General features: G+C 67.3%; 11 protein-coding genes and 1 tRNA gene. 11 read left to right on the forward strand and 1 reads right to left on the reverse strand.

Going from position 1 to position 15,793, the window contains the following annotated elements; translation table 11 throughout:
• The first annotated feature begins 8 nt into the window (after window positions 1–8).
• From AC3WJT_RS08755 to AC3WJT_RS08800, 10 genes are all read left to right on the forward strand, one after another.
• Entirely contained in the window at window positions 9–968 is a 960-nt protein-coding gene (locus AC3WJT_RS08755) for a fumarylacetoacetate hydrolase family protein (RefSeq protein WP_492342725.1), read from the forward strand.
• Between the two features lie 19 nt (window positions 969–987).
• Window positions 988–1,638, forward strand: a complete 651-nt coding sequence (locus AC3WJT_RS08760) for a nuclear transport factor 2 family protein (protein WP_492342726.1) — start codon at window positions 988–990, stop codon at window positions 1,636–1,638.
• 9 nt (window positions 1,639–1,647) lie between these two features.
• Window positions 1,648–2,877, forward strand: a complete 1,230-nt coding sequence (locus AC3WJT_RS08765) for a thiolase family protein (protein WP_492342727.1) — start codon at window positions 1,648–1,650, stop codon at window positions 2,875–2,877.
• Window positions 2,878–3,187: 310 nt separating this feature from the next.
• Window positions 3,188–4,087: a LysR family transcriptional regulator gene (locus AC3WJT_RS08770; RefSeq protein ID WP_492342728.1), complete on the forward strand. Its 900-nt coding sequence runs from the start codon at window positions 3,188–3,190 to the stop codon at window positions 4,085–4,087.
• Between the two features lie 104 nt (window positions 4,088–4,191).
• The gene (dgcN, locus tag AC3WJT_RS08775) at window positions 4,192–5,202 is read left to right on the forward strand and encodes an N-acetyltransferase DgcN (protein WP_492342729.1); all 1,011 of its coding nucleotides are present in this window, start codon (window positions 4,192–4,194) and stop codon (window positions 5,200–5,202) included.
• Entirely contained in the window at window positions 5,187–6,173 is a 987-nt protein-coding gene (gene dgcA / locus AC3WJT_RS08780; protein WP_492342730.1) for an N-acetyl-D-Glu racemase DgcA, read from the forward strand. The genes dgcN and dgcA overlap by 16 nt, the downstream gene beginning before the upstream one ends.
• Before the next feature lie 144 nt (window positions 6,174–6,317).
• Complete coding sequence (locus AC3WJT_RS08785) at window positions 6,318–9,320, forward strand: TonB-dependent receptor domain-containing protein (RefSeq protein WP_492342731.1); 3,003 nt, start codon at window positions 6,318–6,320, stop codon at window positions 9,318–9,320.
• 131 nt (window positions 9,321–9,451) lie between these two features.
• Window positions 9,452–10,747 (forward strand): dicarboxylate/amino acid:cation symporter, encoded by a 1,296-nt coding sequence (locus AC3WJT_RS08790; RefSeq protein WP_492342732.1) that lies wholly within the window; start codon window positions 9,452–9,454, stop codon window positions 10,745–10,747.
• Between the two features lie 3 nt (window positions 10,748–10,750).
• Window positions 10,751–12,484, forward strand: a complete 1,734-nt coding sequence (ggt, locus tag AC3WJT_RS08795) for a gamma-glutamyltransferase (protein WP_492342733.1) — start codon at window positions 10,751–10,753, stop codon at window positions 12,482–12,484.
• Window positions 12,481–14,199, forward strand: coding sequence for a gamma-glutamyltransferase family protein (locus tag AC3WJT_RS08800; protein ID WP_492342734.1), 1,719 nt, complete (start codon window positions 12,481–12,483; stop codon window positions 14,197–14,199). The genes ggt and AC3WJT_RS08800 overlap by 4 nt, the downstream gene beginning before the upstream one ends.
• A gap of 49 nt (window positions 14,200–14,248) precedes the next feature.
• Here the strand turns inward: AC3WJT_RS08800 and AC3WJT_RS08805 are convergent.
• Window positions 14,249–14,325: transfer RNA gene (locus AC3WJT_RS08805), tRNA-Arg, on the reverse strand.
• 76 nt (window positions 14,326–14,401) lie between these two features.
• On the opposite strand from AC3WJT_RS08805, the gene AC3WJT_RS08810 reads away from it, so the two are divergent.
• Window positions 14,402–15,703: a dicarboxylate/amino acid:cation symporter gene (locus AC3WJT_RS08810; RefSeq protein WP_492343340.1), complete on the forward strand. Its 1,302-nt coding sequence runs from the start codon at window positions 14,402–14,404 to the stop codon at window positions 15,701–15,703.
• Window positions 15,704–15,793: the final 90 nt, after the last annotated feature.

Below are 15,793 nucleotides of genomic sequence, written 5' to 3' on the forward strand. Positions count from 1 at the left end.
GAGAGCTCGTGAAACTTGCGACGTTTGTCCCGGTGGCCGGCGGAGCGCCCAGAATTGGGGTGCTGGCCGCCACCGGTGGGGCGCTGGTCGACCTTGCCGCGGCCCATGCCGGGCGCGGTGGCGGTCACAGCCCGGAGCTGGCCTCCATGCAGGCTCTCATCGAGAGCGGGCAGGCTGGTCTGGACCTGGTCAAGGACCTGGCCGCCGCAACGACCCATCTCGTCCCGCTCGACGACGTCCGCCTTCTCGCCCCTTTGCCGGTGCCGGTCCAGGTCCGTGACTGCATGTGTTTCGAGGGGCATCTTCTCGGGTCGATCGACGCCAGCATGCGCATGAGCGGGGCCAATGAGCCGAGCGCGCGTCACCAGGCGATGCGGGATGCCTTCTATCAGCGCCCGATCTACTACAAGGCCAATCGGTTCGCGGTGACCGGCACCGATACCGACGTGGTCTGGCCGGCCTATTCCCAGGTCATGGACTACGAGCTGGAAATGGGGTGCGTCCTTGGCCGGCGAGGTCGGGATATCCCTGTGTCGGAGGCTCGCGACTACATTTTCGGCTTCACCATTTTCAACGACTTCAGCGCCCGGGACACCCAGGGCCAGGAGATGCTGAGTTCATTGGGGCCGTCCAAGTCGAAGGACTTCGACAACGCCAACGCCATGGGCCCCTGGATCGTCACGGCCGACGAGTTCGATCCCTACTCGGCCCGCATGATCGTGAGGATCAACGGCGAGGTTCAGTCCGAGGGATCCAGCAGCACGATGACCTACAGTTTCGAGGATCTGATCGCCTTCATCAGCACTTCGGAGACGCTGCATCCCGGCGAGATCCTGGGATCGGGGACCGTCGGCGGCGGCTGCGGGCTCGAGCAGGGGCGCATGCTGCAGGACGGCGACACGGTCGAGCTCGAGATCGAAGGCATCGGAATTCTGAAGAACCGCGTCTTTTCGGCGCGCAAATCCTAGTTGATCGGGGAAAAAGAGAATGGCCACCACCACGGAAGATCGTCTCGCGATCCTCGAATCTGAGCTGGGCGTCCTGCGCGACAAGGATGCCATCCGGGACGTGATCCATCGCTACTGCCGCGCTGCTGACCGTTGCGATCTGGACGCCTTCAAGGCCTGCTACTGGCCTGATGGTCACGATGATCACGGCTTCTTCAGCGGCAATGCGCATGCCTTCTGCGACTATGTGATCCCGGTCCTGCGGCAGATCGAGGCCAGCATCCACGCGATCACCAACACCATCATCGATCTGAAGGGCTCCCAGGCCTTCTGCGAATCCCAGTGGTCGGTCGTGCACCGGCTGCGCCAGCCGGACGGCGACGGGTTTCTCGATTACTGGCACCAGGGCCGTTACATCGACATCTTCGAAAAGCGCGACGGCGTGTGGAAAATCCTCTGTCGGACCATTGCCTCCGACATGGATCGCCTTGTCCGCACCAAGGACATGCGCGCCATCATGGACCAGTTCTCTGGCGTGGAGGCACGCGACGCCGCCAACCAGTCCGGACGCGGCGCACGTCATCCGAACGACCCGGTCTACGTCGGCTTCAATCTCCTCGGCTCCGTTGAGACCCGCGATCCGGTGCCGGACCTTTGGGCGGCCTTTTACGCCCTCGACAAGGTGCTTTAGGCCTCCGCCATGGATGTGTTCATTGCCGGCGTCGGGATGACCGTCTTCGGCGAGCATCCGGGCAAGAGCGTCCGTGATCTCGCCGCCGCGGCGATCACGGACGCTCTGGCCCACGCAGATTGCGCCATCTCATCCATCGAGGGGGTCTGGTTCGCGAACACCGGCCAGGGCGCCCTTGAAGGTCAGCACATGATCCGTGGTCAGGTCGCCCTCAGACCCCTGGGGTTTGAGGGCGTTCCGATCGTGAATGTCGAAAACGCCTGCGCCAGCGCGTCTACCGCCTTGCACGGGGCGATCAATCATCTTCGTGCGGGGGGCGCGGATATCGTTCTGGCGGTCGGCGCCGAGAAGATGATCCAGACGGACCGCACGCGTTCCTTCGCCCTTTTCGATGCGGGCTGGGACGTCGCGGCCGTAGCCGAGAGCAGGCAGCGCCTGCTTGAGCTCGGTGGAATGAATGAGGCGGCGCTACCGCTCCCGGCCGAGCGGCGCAGCGTGTTCATGGACGTCTATGCGGCCTTCGCACGCCAGCATATGCGGCTGTACGGGTCGACAGACCTCGAGTTTGCGGCCGTATCGGCCAAGAACCACGGGCACTCGGTCTCCAATCCCCGCTCCCAGTTCCGGCGGGCGTTCACGGTCGACGAGGTGTTGGCGTCTCGCGGAATCGTATGGCCGCTGACCCTTCCGATGTGTGCGCCGATCTCCGACGGCGCGGCTGCGACGGTAGTCTGCACGAAGCGGGGACTGCGACGGCTGGCGGCGGCGTCAACCGCCGTCCGTGTCAGGGCCTGTGTCCTCGGATCGTCGGTCAATCGGGAGCCCGATGACCTGCAACGGCATCTCGGCCGCATCACTGCCCTCAAGGCCTATGAGGCCGCGGCCGCGGGTCCGGAGGATGTCTGTGTCGCAGAGGTGCATGACGCGACCGCGGTTGGCGAGGTGATCCAGGTCGAAAACCTGGGCCTTGTCCCGTTCGGAGAGGGTGGAGCCGCTGCCCTGCGGGGAGAGACCGCGCTCGGCGGCCGAATTCCTGTGAATCCTTCCGGCGGCCTGGAAAGCAAGGGTCACCCCATCGGTGCGACCGGCCTTGGGCAGATCTTCGAGCTGGTCCAGCAGCTGCGCGGAGAGGCGGGCGCGCGACAGGTCGACGGCGCAAGGCTGGCGATCGCTGAAAACGGTGGCGGGCTTTGGGGCGTGGAAGAAGCCGCCTGCGTCGTCACAATCCTCTCGACCTAGCGCTGGATTGGCCCGTGGAGGCCGCGGGTTCGCCGACCCTGCCCCCTGACAACCCCGCGAAGAGACAGGCTGCAGCGACTGTCTGGCGGTGGGCGAGGTTTTAGGTCGACTGTCCTCCGTCCCTTCAGACCTCGGCCAGGCTCCGTCTCCGACAGACCCGGGGGCGGCCATCCTGCAGCAGCCAGCCTCCATCGAGGTCTGCTGCGGAGCCCTCTTGAGGAAGGACGCCGGAGCGACTGGTCGGGCAGGGGGCGTCGTGAGACCGGCGCAGGCTTGCCTCCTGGCGGCGCGTTCGCGCATATCCGAACGCATGCGACTGAGACACATCGAAGTATTTCACGCGGTCTACGCTCACGGCTCGATCTCGACGGCGGCGCGCGCTCTCAATGTATCCCAGCCGTCCGTCAGCAAGGTCCTGCGGCATGCCGAGGACCGGCTGGGCTTTTCCCTGTTTCACCGGGTAAAGGGCCGGCTCGCCCCAACGGACGAGGCGCATGCCCTGTTCCGCGAAGTGAAGGACGTGTTCGAACGCCTGGACTCGCTTCGGCAAGCGTCGCGAAATCTTAGGCTTCGCGAGGCGGGGCACATTCGCGCCGCCATTCTGCCGGCGCTGGGTCTCGGCGTGGCGCCGGAAGCGGTGGCGCGATTCAGGGCCAAACACCCGAACGTGACGTTCGACTTCCGCACCCTGCACTACGAGGAAGTGCTGCGCGGGCTCTATGAGCATGAGGTCGACATGGCGCTGGCCTATGACGCCATTCCCCATCCGCGGATTGTCAGTTTCGAGATCGGTCGTGGCGAACTGATGCTGATGTTCCCCCGGGGCGAGTTCAGCGACACGCCCGGCCCCCTGCCGCTGACGGTTCTCGAATCGCGTGAGTATGTCGGCTCCGGGGCCACCGGCCCGGTCAGCGAGATCTTCAACGCCGCAATCGAGACGCAGGGCCTGAAGATCAATGAGCCGATCACCTGCTCAACCTTCTACATGGCGGCCCGCCTGGTCCGAAACGGGGTGGGCGTCGCGGTCGTCGATGAGTTCACGGCCCGGGCCGAAGCATCCGAAAGCGTCGACTTCCGCCCCCTGTCGCCCTCGCTGGGATTTGGCGTCTACTGCATGCATCTGGAGGACCGCCCGCTGTCCCTGCTGTCGGAGACGTTTGTGAAGACGATGGCTGAGGTGCTTCAGGAGGGCGCACAGGCGCGGCCCTGATCCAGCAGCCATAACTTTTGTTTGGGGTATCGCTCGCCAATGGAATTGGCGCGGCCGCACCCTGGCAGAGAAGATGAGCGCCACTTCGAAGCGGCGTTTGTCCAATGATTTCAGCTCCTTTTCTGCTCCACCTTGGCGGGGCCACCGATCCCCTGTCTGTGAAGACTGCGCGCGGCCTCGCGCAATGGCGACCCGAGGCCTGCCTCGGTGAGCGCAAGCTGCCCGCCTGCACCGTGTCTCTCGGGCTGCCGGAGATGTCTGTTGAGCAGGCCGTGCATCTGGGCGCGCGCACCATGGTCATCGGCGAGGCGAACGCGGGCGGTGTGCTTCCGGCGGCGCTCATCCCGGACATCCTCCTGGCGCTTGAGCTCGGCCTGGATGTTGCGAGCGGCCTGCACCAGCGACTGGGTGATATCGACGAGATCCGGCGGGCCGCCCTCAACGCCGGCCGATCGCTCTTCGATGTTCGCTCACCCCCGGCCGATCTGGTGGTGGGCAATGGCCGGCCCCGGCCGGGCCGGAGGCTGCTGACCATCGGCGCCGACTGTTCGATGGGCAAGATGTACACCGCCCTGGCTCTTGAGCGGGCGCTGCGCGCGAGGGGCATGGCGGCGGACTTTCGCGCGACCGGGCAGACCGGCATTCTCATTGCGGGGGCCGGCGTGCCGATCGACGCGGTGGTGGCCGACTTCATTTCGGGGGGCGCCGAACGGGTTTCACCGGCCAGAACCGATGACGGGTGGGATGTGATCGAAGGGCAGGGGTCTCTCTTCCATCCGTCCTACGCCGGCGTTTCGCTCGGCCTCCTCCATGGCAGCCAGCCGGACGCCCTGGTGGTCTGCCACGAGCCCTTTCGTCCGCACATGCGCGGGCTCCCCGATCGTCCGACGCCGTCCTTGTCGGACACCATCGCGCGCAATCTGGAGGCCGCCGCCGTCACCAACCCGGCCGTGCAGGTCGCCGGCGTCGCGCTGAACACCGTTTCACTCGAGGCGACCGCGGCGGCGCGGCTCTGCGCCGAGACATCGGCCGAACTTGGCTTGCCCTGTCAGGATCCCGTGCGCGACGGCGTCGATCAAATCGTGGACCATCTGTTGTCATGCTTCCCGAACTGACCGTCGCCAGGGACGCCTGGCCGTTGAGGGCGCCGTTCCGCATTTCCCGCGGCGTCAAGACCGAGGCCGAGACGGTGCGGGTCGAGTTGCGGCGCGGCGGGTTCGTCGGGCGCGGCGAGGGCACGCCCTACGCGCGCTATGGCGAGGGGGTCGATCAGGTCCTCGGCGAGTTGGCGGATCTAGCGCCGGCCTTCGCCCGGGGCGAGCCGGACGCGGCGCTGCTTGCGCGCCTGGATGCCGGCGCGGCGCGCAACGCCCTGGACTGCGCGCTCTGGGATCTGCGGGCGCGGGAGGCCGGTCAATCGGTTGCCGCCCTGATCGGGCTGCAGGTCCCGTCGCGACTGGCCTGCGCCGTGACGATCAGTCTCGACGAGCCGGAGGCCATGGCCGCCGCTGCCCGTGCGGTCGCAGCGTCGCCGATTCTCAAGGTCAAGCTGGACGACCGCGAGGTCGAGGCGCGGATCCGGGCGGTTGGAGAGGCCGCGCCCGAAGCCCGGTTGATCCTTGATCCCAACGAGAGTTGGAGCCTTGAACTGCTCAGGGATCTACAGCCGTTTCTGGCCCGGTTCAGGGTCGCCCTGATCGAACAGCCGCTGCCCGCCGCCGCCGACTACGGGCTTGCAGGCTTCAGGGCGGTCGCTCCCCTCTGCGCGGACGAGTCGGTGCACACGTGCGAAGGGCTGGCGACGCTCGGGGATCGGTACCAGGCCGTGAACATCAAGCTCGACAAGGCCGGCGGCCTGACGGAGGCGGCGGCCCTGTTGCGGGCCGCGCGAGAGCTCGGGCTCGGGGTCATGACCGGCTGCATGGTGTGCTCGTCGCTGGGGATCGCGCCCGCGCTTCTGCTCGCCGGAGCCTCTGATCTGGCTGACCTCGACGGGCCGTGGTGGCTCTCGCGTGACTGGGCCGACGGTGTCGCGATGGAGAACGGCTGGATGCGCCCGCCCACCCCGGAATTCTGGGGCGGATAGGCGGAAATCCATAACCGCAGGTTATGGATGTCGCAAACGAACGAAGGGGTCTCGTTATTGGCGCACCGTCAGTGATTGGCGATCATCTGGGACGGTCGGGATTGGGCGGAGAGTCCGCGCAAGCCGGCTGAAGGGGGTAGGGGCATGGTCCACACGAAAGTAATCCGGGGTCTGAAGTTTGCGTTGCTGGCGAGCGCGTCGGCGATGTCCGCGACGGCGGCCTGGGCCCAGGACGCCGCTCCGGCCACGGAAGTCGAAGCCGTCACCATCGTCGGCTCCCAGATCAAGGGGGCGAAGGTCGACAGCGCTCTGCCGGTCACCGTCGTCGGCGAGGAGCAGATCCTCGCGACCGCGGCCGTCTCCGGTGATGAACTGTTCCGGTCGATACCGCAGGCCGGCAGCGTGCAGTTTGAAGAGTCCCGCACCACCGGCAATCTCAACGACGCGCGGGGCGATATCGCGTCGCTGAACCTGCGCAGTCTGGGCACCGGCAATACGCTGATGCTGCTGAACGGCCGTCGCTCGGTGCTCGCCCCCGGCACCCAGACCGAGAACTTCGTGCCCGTCCAGACCCCGAACGCCAACGCGATCCCGGTCAGCGGCGTGAAGCGCGTGGAGGTCCTGCGCGACGGCGCCGCGGCGATCTACGGCGCCGACGCGGTCGCCGGCGTCGTCAACACCGTCCTCGATACCCGGTTCACCGGTCTTCGCATGGAAGGCCAGATCGGCGGTTCGGAAGGCACCGGCTATCGCGAAGGGCTGTTCAGCGTGAAGGCCGGAACCCGGCTCCCGAACGGCGTCCGGATCACCTTCTTCGGGAACTACACCGGACGCAGCCGTCTGAACGCCAGTGAGCGGGACTATGCGGCGAGCGAGGACCACCGCCCGGCGGTCGCCGGCACGCCCTGGGACGGCAACACCTCCTTCGACCTGCGGTCGACCTCAAGCCCATGGGGGTCTTTCACGGTCATCGGTGCGCCGGGAATCGTCCGGCAGGGCGCGACGGCGCTGACGGCGTCGGGCGCTTTCCACATCGAGCCGACCTCGAATACGGTCACCAGCTGCGGCAGCAGCGCCTTCGGGACGGCCGCCGACATCTGTATCAAGACGGGCGGCGTCACAGGCGCCAACCAGCGGGCGTTGCGGTACGACGAGAACCCTGACCGCACGCTGAGGGGCGGCGTCGAGCGCACCAGCCTGTTCAGCACCGCTGAGGGGGATCTGACCGACGGGATCGAGTTCTTCAGTGAGCTTGGCTACTATCACGCCCTGTTCACCGGCAGCCGTGAGCAGTCCGCGCCGATCTCGTCGGGCCCGATGTCCGTTCCGGCGAACAACTACTGGAACCCGTTTGGCCCCACGACCCTCAACGGGCTCGCGAACCCGAACCGGCTTGCCGGACTGGTGAACGTCCCCGTCGGCGGTCTGGCGATGAACATCGCAAACTACCGGCCGGTGGACACCGGTCCCAGGACCTACACGGTTACCGACGACAGCATTCGCGCCCTGGCCGGGGTGCGCGGCGAGTTCCGTGGTTTTGACTGGGAATCGGCGCTCGTTCTGTCGTCCGCCCGGACCAAGGACATGACGCGTAACGCCATCAGCCTGCAGCTGTTCCAGGCTGCGCTGTCGCGGACCACGCCTGACGCCTACAATCCGTTCAACGGCGGCACGCAGGGCGCCTACTCGCTGGGAGACGGCACGCCGAACAGCCCGGCGGTCATCAACTCGTTCCTGGTCAACGTCTATCGCATCAGCGAGACCTCGCTGGCGCTCATCGACCTGAAGGCGTCGCGCAACGACCTCTTCACCCTTCCCGGCGGCGATGTCGGCGTGGCTTTCGGCGTTGAGTGGCGCCAGGAGACCTATGAGGACGACCGCGACAAACGTCTCGACGGGACGATCCGCTACACCAACAGCGTGACGGGTCTGACCTATGACACCGACGTGATGGGCGCGAGCCCCTCTCCGGACGTCGAGGCGGATCGCTCGATCACCTCCGCCTTCGTGGAACTGGCCATCCCGGTCGTGTCCCCGGAGATGAACATCCCGCTGATGGAGTCGCTGAACCTGCAACTGGCGGCGCGCGATGAGTATTATTCGGACTTCGGGAACGTCCTGAAGCCGAAGCTCGCCGTACTCTGGACGGTGGGATGGGGCCTCTCCCTGCGCGGCTCTGTCTCGCAGGGCTTCCGGGCGCCGAACCTCCCGCAGTTCTACAGCGACGGCACGACCGTCGCGAACACCCGCACCGACTTCGCCGCCTGCCGCATCAACGGAACGACCTGCACGGGCGTCAGCACGCTCGAGGTCCGCAGCGGCAATCAGGATCTGGAGCCGGAGACGGCGGACAACGCCACCGCGGGCGTCATCTACAAGCCGACCTTCATTCCGGAGTCCCTCGGCCGCCTGACCCTGATGGCCGACTTCTGGTCCATCCGCGAAAAGAACGTCATCGGCATCCTCGGCGGGGCGAACCAGATCGCCTACGACTACTATCTGCGCCTGCAGGGCAGCTCCAATCCGCAGGTCGTTCGCGACACCACCAACCCAGCGATTGTCGGGCCGATCCTGTACATTGACGACCTCTACGAGAACCTCCGTCCGCGTATCGTGCAGGGCGCCGATTTCGCCGTCAGCTACGATCTGGACGAAACCTCGTTCGGCGACTTCGGCGTCGACATCAACGTCGCCAAGCTGCTCAAGTTCGACCAGTCGCCCGGCGCCGTGGAGCAAACCCTGCTGACGGCGATCGCCGCCGGAACACTGCCGGGCATCACGGTCGCCTCGGCCGGCAACCAGATCAAGATCGACACCTTCCCCGAGTGGCGGGCGACGGCCTCGTTCACCTGGCGCAAGGACGGCTGGGGCGCTGGGGCCTTCGTCAACTACATCGGCGAGGTGTACGACACCGGCCCGGCGCAGGTGGCCGGCAAGTACTTCACCGTCGACTCCTGGACCACCGTCAGCCTCTACGGACAGTACAGGTTCTCGGACGGACCGATGGACGGTTCGACGATCCGCTTCGGCGTCCGCAACGTCGCGGACAAGGACCCGCCCCTGGCCGCCAGCAACGTCGGCTATACGGGCGCCCTGCACAACGCCACGGGCCGCTATTTCTACGGGACCTTCACCAAGCGGTTCTAGGCGCGACGGGCTTCCGGTGGTCAGATCGACGCTCCCCGCACGTGCGGCGGGGAGCGATCGGTCGCCCTTGATGCCAAGGCCCACAATCGCGGCGGATGATCGCCGGTGTCTAACGATCGGAACCGCCCGACATGACTGAAAAACAGGGCTTGGCGAGACCATCGCGGGGACCCGGTCGACAGCTGGCGGCGCTGTGGTTCGGCCGGCCCCTCTGGCAGAGAATCATCGGCGCGCTTGTGGCCGGCGCCGTCGTCGGTGCGATCTGGGGGCCCGGCGCGGCGTCGATCCGCTGGATCGGCGATCTCTTCGTCCTGCTCATCAGGATGGCGGTTATTCCGCTGGTCTTTGTGACGATCGTTTCCGGGGTCGCCGCGCTCGCCGATCCCCGGCGGCTGGGGTCGATCGGCGTCAGGACGCTGGGTCTGTATCTGTTCACCACCGCGATCGCCGTCGGTATCGGCCTCACGATCGGCGTCCTGGCCCAGCCGGGCGCCGGTGCTGATTTCTCGGCGGCTACGCCCCAGGCCCTCACGGCCGGCGGATCGGTCGGGCTGCAGCTGTCTGACGTCGTCCCGGCCAACATCTTCAAGGCGCTGGCCGACGGCGCCCTCCTGCCGGTGATCCTGTTCTCGGTTCTGCTCGGCTCGTCGATCCTGCTCGCGGCCGAGGCCGGGCGGCCGGTCGCCGTCGTCTTCGAGTCGGCCTCAGAGGTCATGCTGCGGCTGGTCGGCATCATCATGGAGCTGGCGCCGTTCGGCGTCTTCGCGCTGATCGCGACCGTGGCGGGGACCAGCGGCCTTGAGACCTTCCGCAGCATCGGTGTGCTGGCGGCGTGCGTGGCGGTCGGGTCGCTCGTCCAGAGCGTCATCGTCCACGGCCTTCTGGTCAAGCTGGCGGCCGGCCTTCCGGTGCTTCCGTTTTTCCGCGGCATTACCGACGCGGTGCTTGTCGCCTTCTCGACGTCCTCCAGCTCGGCCACTCTCCCCGTGGCCATGCGCGTGGCCGAGGAGAACCTCGGCATTGGTGAAGCCGTGGTGTCGACCGCGCTGCCTCTGGGGGCCACGGTCAGCATGGACGGAACGGCGCTCTACATCGCGATCCTCGCGACGTTCGCGGCCCAGGCCTTCGGTATTCCGCTGGGGATGCCGCAATTTCTGCTGATCGGGGTGACGACGATCATGGTGGCGGTCGGAACCGCACCGGTCCCGTCCGCGTCCCTGTTCATGCTGGCCGGGGTCTTGACCACATTCGGCGTCACCCCCGAGCAAACCGCCATCCTGGTCGGCTTCATCCTGCCGTTCGACCGGCCGCTCGACATGATCCGGACCATTCCGAACAACACCAGCGATCTGGCGGTGGCGACCGTCGTGGCGCGGTGGGAAAACGAGATCGACATCGAAATCTACAAGTCAGCCAGGGACATCTGAGCCATGCGCACGCTTTTACGGTCACTGGTTTGCGTCCTTGTCGCGCTGTCGCTGGTCGCCTCGCCGGCGGCGCTTGCCCAGACCCCGCGCAAGCAGCTGCTCGAATACCCCTCGATCCATCACCCGGTCGTTGCGACCACCGGCATGGTGGTCACGCAGAACGAGATCGCCAGCGCGGTGGGGGCGGAGATGCTCCGGGCCGGCGGGAACGCCGTTGATGCGGCGGTTGCTGTGGGCTTCGCCCTCGCCGTGACCCTGCCGCGGGCGGGCAATATCGGCGGGGACGGGTTCATGATGGTCTACATGGCCGGAACGCCCAAGCCGGTTGTCATTGATTTCCGGTCGGTTGCGCCGCAGGGCGCGACGCTCGACATGTATATCGACAAGGAAGGGCGCGAGCGCGAGCTGGCCTCCCGGGGCTATCGGGCGCCGGCAGTGCCGGGCACGGTTGCGGGGCTCTACCTGGCCCATGGCCGGTACGGCAAGTTGCCCTGGAAGACCGTGGTCGCTCCCGCGATCCGTCTGGCCCGCGACGGCGTCACGCTCAGCGCCGACGAAGCCTTCGTCTTCAGCTGGGCGAAGGATCGTTTGGGGGAAAGCCCTGCCGGGCGCCGGGCCTTCTACAAGCCCGACGGATCGCTCTACCAGGCCGGCGAGACGCTGAAGCAGCCCGACCTCGCATGGTCGTTGCAGCAGATCGCCGATCACGGCGCCGACGCGTTCTATCGTGGCGAGATCGCCCGGAAGTTCGCCGCGGACATGGCCGCGCACGGCGGGCTGATCACGCTCGAGGACCTGGCCGCCTACAAGCCGGTCGTTCGGGAACCTCTGATGGGAACCTATCGCGGCAACGTGGTGGCCACGACCCCTCCGGCCAGCTCGGGCGGCGCCACGCTTCTGCAGATGCTCAATATCCTGGAACGGTTTGATCTTTCCGCCGCCGGCGGCGCGGGATCGTCCGGCGCACTGCACCTGATGGCCGAGACCATGAAGCTGTCGTATGCGGATCGCTACGTGTTTCTGGGCGACACCGACTTCGCCCGCGTGCCGTTGGCGGGCTTCATATCCAAGGCCTATGCGGCTTCGCGCGCGAGTCTGATCAGTCCCGATCGGTCCCTGCCGGACTCGGAAATCGTCGCGGGCGATCCGTGGAAGTTCGAGAGTCCGAACACGACGCACTATTCGGTCGCCGACAGCGCCGGCAACGTCGTGTCGACCACCTACACGCTCGGGGCGGATTTCGGCTCCGGCGTGATGGTCGAGGGGGGCGGCTTCGTTCTCAACAACCAGATGAACAACTTCGCCCATCGGCAGGCCTATCTGGCCGCGGCGCGGGGGGCTCCGCCGCCGCCGAACGCCCTGGCGCCCGGCAAGCGGATGCTTTCGACGATGGTGCCCACCATGGTCTTTCGGGACGGGAAGCCCTGGCTGATCACCGGGTCGCCGGGCGGCAGCACGATCATCGACACGGTCCTGCAGATCATCGTCAATGTCATCGACTTCAGGCTGAACGTCGCCGAGGCCGTCCACCAGCCGCGGATCTTCCAGAACGCCAGTGAAACGCTGGAGGTGGAGCCGAACTTCAATGGCGACACGGTCGCGGCGCTGCGGGCGAAGGGGCATCCGGTCAAGGTCGCCGAGACCATGGGCAGCGCCCAGTCGATCATGATCGAGAAGGGCCTGTTCCTGGGGGCCGCGGACCCGCGCCGTCCCGGCGCCCTGGCGGTCGCGCCGTGAACCGGACCGTGCGCCGGCTGGCTGCAGGGCTGGCGATCGCGGCGGTCCTGATCGCCGGACCTGCGGCGACCGCTGTCGCAACCGCGCCGGTCCCGGCGCCGTCCACGGCTCTCGTCGCGGCCGCCAACCCGATGGCCGTCGAGGCGGGCCTGGAGGTGCTGCGGCGAGGGGGTGACGCGGCTGACGCGGCGGTCGCCATCCAGGCGATGCTCGGTCTCGTCGAGCCCCAGAGCAGCGGCATCGGGGGCGGCGCCTTCCTGATGTACTACCACCGCGCGTCCGACCAGGTGACGGCCTGGAACGGGCGCGAGGCCGCGCCTATGGCCGCCTCGCCGACCCAGTTTCTCGACGACGCCGGAAAGCCGCTGGCGCGACCGGTCGCCATTCACAGCGGGCGTGCGACCGGCGTGCCGGGTGTGATGGCGATGCTGGCCGAGGTGCACCGCGTCCACGGACGGCTTCCGTGGAACACCCTCTTCGACACGACGATCTCGGCAGCCGAACATGGCTTTGTCGTTACCCCCCGCCTGGCCGACCAGATCGCGCGCCATGCCTTGTCGGACCTGTCGCCCGACGCCCGGACCCTGTTCGCGCGCGCCGACGGAACGCCGCTTCAGGCGGGCGACCTGTTCATCAATGGCGACTACGCCAGGACTCTGCGGCGGATCGCCGACGAGGGCGTCGGCGCCCTCTACAGCGGCGAGATCGCGCGGCAGATCGTCGATCGCACCCGCGCCGCGCCGTATCCCGGGTCCATGACGGAAGCGGATCTGGCGCGCTATCGGCCGCAACAGGTCCCGGCGCTCTGCCGCCCCTACCGGTTGTGGATCCTCTGCGCGCCGGCGCCGCCGGCCAGCGGCGTGGGCCTTCTGGAGCTGATGGGTCTGCTGGAACGCACCGACATTGCGACGCGGGGCCCTGACGACGCTCTGGCCTGGTTCCAGTTCGCCCAGGCCAGCCGGTTGATGTACGCGGACCGCGATCTCTATGTCGGCGATCCGGACTTTGTTGATGTGCCGGTCGAGGGTCTGCTGGACGGCGGTTATCTCGATGCGCGGGCGCGGCTCATCGGAGAGACGGCGCAGCCTGCGCCGGTGGCGGGGCGCCCGGCGCGGGCGCGAGCGGCCGGCGTTGACGCGACCCTCGAACCCGGCGGCACGACGCATTTCGTGATTGTCGACAGCGCCGGCAATGTCGTGTCGATGACGACGACCGTGGAATCCTACTTCGGCTCGGGTCGCGTGGTCGGCGGGTTCTTCCTCAACAACCAGCTGACCGACTTCTCGTTTCTGCCGGTCACTCCGGACGGGGCGCCGGCGGCGAACGCCCTGGCGGGCGGAAAACGGCCCCGCTCGTCGATGACGCCGGTGATCATTCTCGATCGTCAGGGGCGTTGGGTCGGCGCCGTGGGCTCGCCCGGCGGGAACGCCATTCCGGCCTATGTCGCCAAGACCCTGGTCGGCGTTCTGGACTGGGGTCTGGACATCCAGGCGGCGATCGATCTTCCGAACCTCGTCGCGCGGGGCGCCAGCTTCAATGGCGAGGCCGGGAAGTTCAGGCCAGGCCTGCTCGAGGAGCTTCGCGCCCTGGGCGTCGACGTCAGGCCCGGAAGCGGCGAGGAGAGTGGAGTCCATGCCGTGATGCTGATCGACGGCCAGCTCCAGGGCGGCGCGGATTCCCGCCGCGAGGGCCAGGCGAGGCGCCTCACCCCATAAAGGGCGACCCTGCTGCAGGCGCGGATTGAGTCTGGTCGCTCCGACTGTCTGGCGGTCCAGGAGGGACTCGAACCCCCGACCTTCGCTTTAGGAAAGCGCTGCTCTATCCTGCTGAGCTACTGGACCGCGTGAGGGCGGTCATAGCGTGCGGGGGCGGTCAACGGAACCCCGGCGCAAGCCTGCCGGGGGGCGCATGCGGTATCTGAAGCTGCTCTATGTCCAGGTGCTGATCGCGATCGCCCTGGGCGTCGCGGTCGGGGCGATCTGGCCGTCGGTCGGGGTGGCGATGAAGCCGCTGGCCGACGGGTTCATCAAGCTGATCAAGCTGGTCATCGCGCCGGTGATCTTCGTCACGGTGGCCGGCGGCATCGCCCGAATGAGCGATCTGAAGGCCTTCGGCCGGGTCGGCGCCAAGACCCTGGTCTACTTCGAGGTGGTCTCGACCCTGGCGCTGCTGATCGGTCTGGTGGTCGGGCTGGTGATCCGGCCGGGCGCGGGCTTCAACGTCGATCCGGCGACCCTCGATCCGTCCGTCGCCGCCGAGTATGCGGCGAAGGCGGCGGACGACAAGGGGCTGGTCGCCTGGCTGCTGGGCCTGATCCCGGAGACCTTCTTCAGCGCGCTCGCCACGGGCAACCTGCTGCAGGTGCTGCTGATCGCGATCCTGACCGGGTTCGCCTGCGCGCGGCTGGGGGACTTCGGCGACAAGGTGGCCGACTCCCTCGACCAGATCGGCAAGGTGTTCTTCGGCATCATCCACATCGTCGTGCGGTTCGCCCCGCTGGGCGCCTTCGGGGCGATGGGCTTCACCATCGGCAAATACGGGGTCGAGGCGCTCGGCAACCTGGCCGTCCTGATCGGCGTCTTCTACGTCACCAGCCTGCTGTTCGTGATCGTGGTGCTCGGCCTGATCGCGCGAATGGCCGGCTTCTCGATCTTCAGATTCATCGCCTACATCCGCGAGGAACTGCTGATCGTGCTGGGGACCAGCTCCTCGGAATCGGTGCTGCCGCAGATGATGCTGAAGCTCCAGCGCCTCGGGGCGTCGCGGTCGGTGACCGGCCTGGTCATTCCCACGGGCTACAGCTTCAATCTCGACGGCACCAACATCTACATGACCCTGGCCACGCTGTTCCTGGCCCAGGCGACCAACACCCATCTGGATTTCTGGCAGCTGGCGACCATCCTCGGTGTGGCCATGCTGACTTCCAAGGGCGCCAGCGGGGTGACCGGCGCGGGCTTCATCACCCTGGCGGCGACGCTGGCGGTCGTGCCCGACATCCCGATCGCCGCCCTGGCGCTGATCGTCGGCATCGACCGTTTCATGAGCGAATGCCGCGCCCTGACCAACCTTGTCGGCAACGGGGTGGCGACTCTGGTGATCGCCCGCTGGGAGGGCGAACTGGACCAGGACCGGCTGGCGCTGGAGCTGGCGCGCGGGCCTGCGGCGGTGGAGGCCCATCCCCTGGCGGAAGGGCTGGCGAGGGACGCCGAGGCGGACTGACGCGCTCGCCGTTACCCACTGGTAACTCATCTGCGACCTGCTATCATCACCTTCCCACGGGGGGCGTGGCGGTCGACGGGCGAGGCGGTG

The organism is Caulobacter sp. FW305-C-30-S16, from assembly GCF_058783025.1.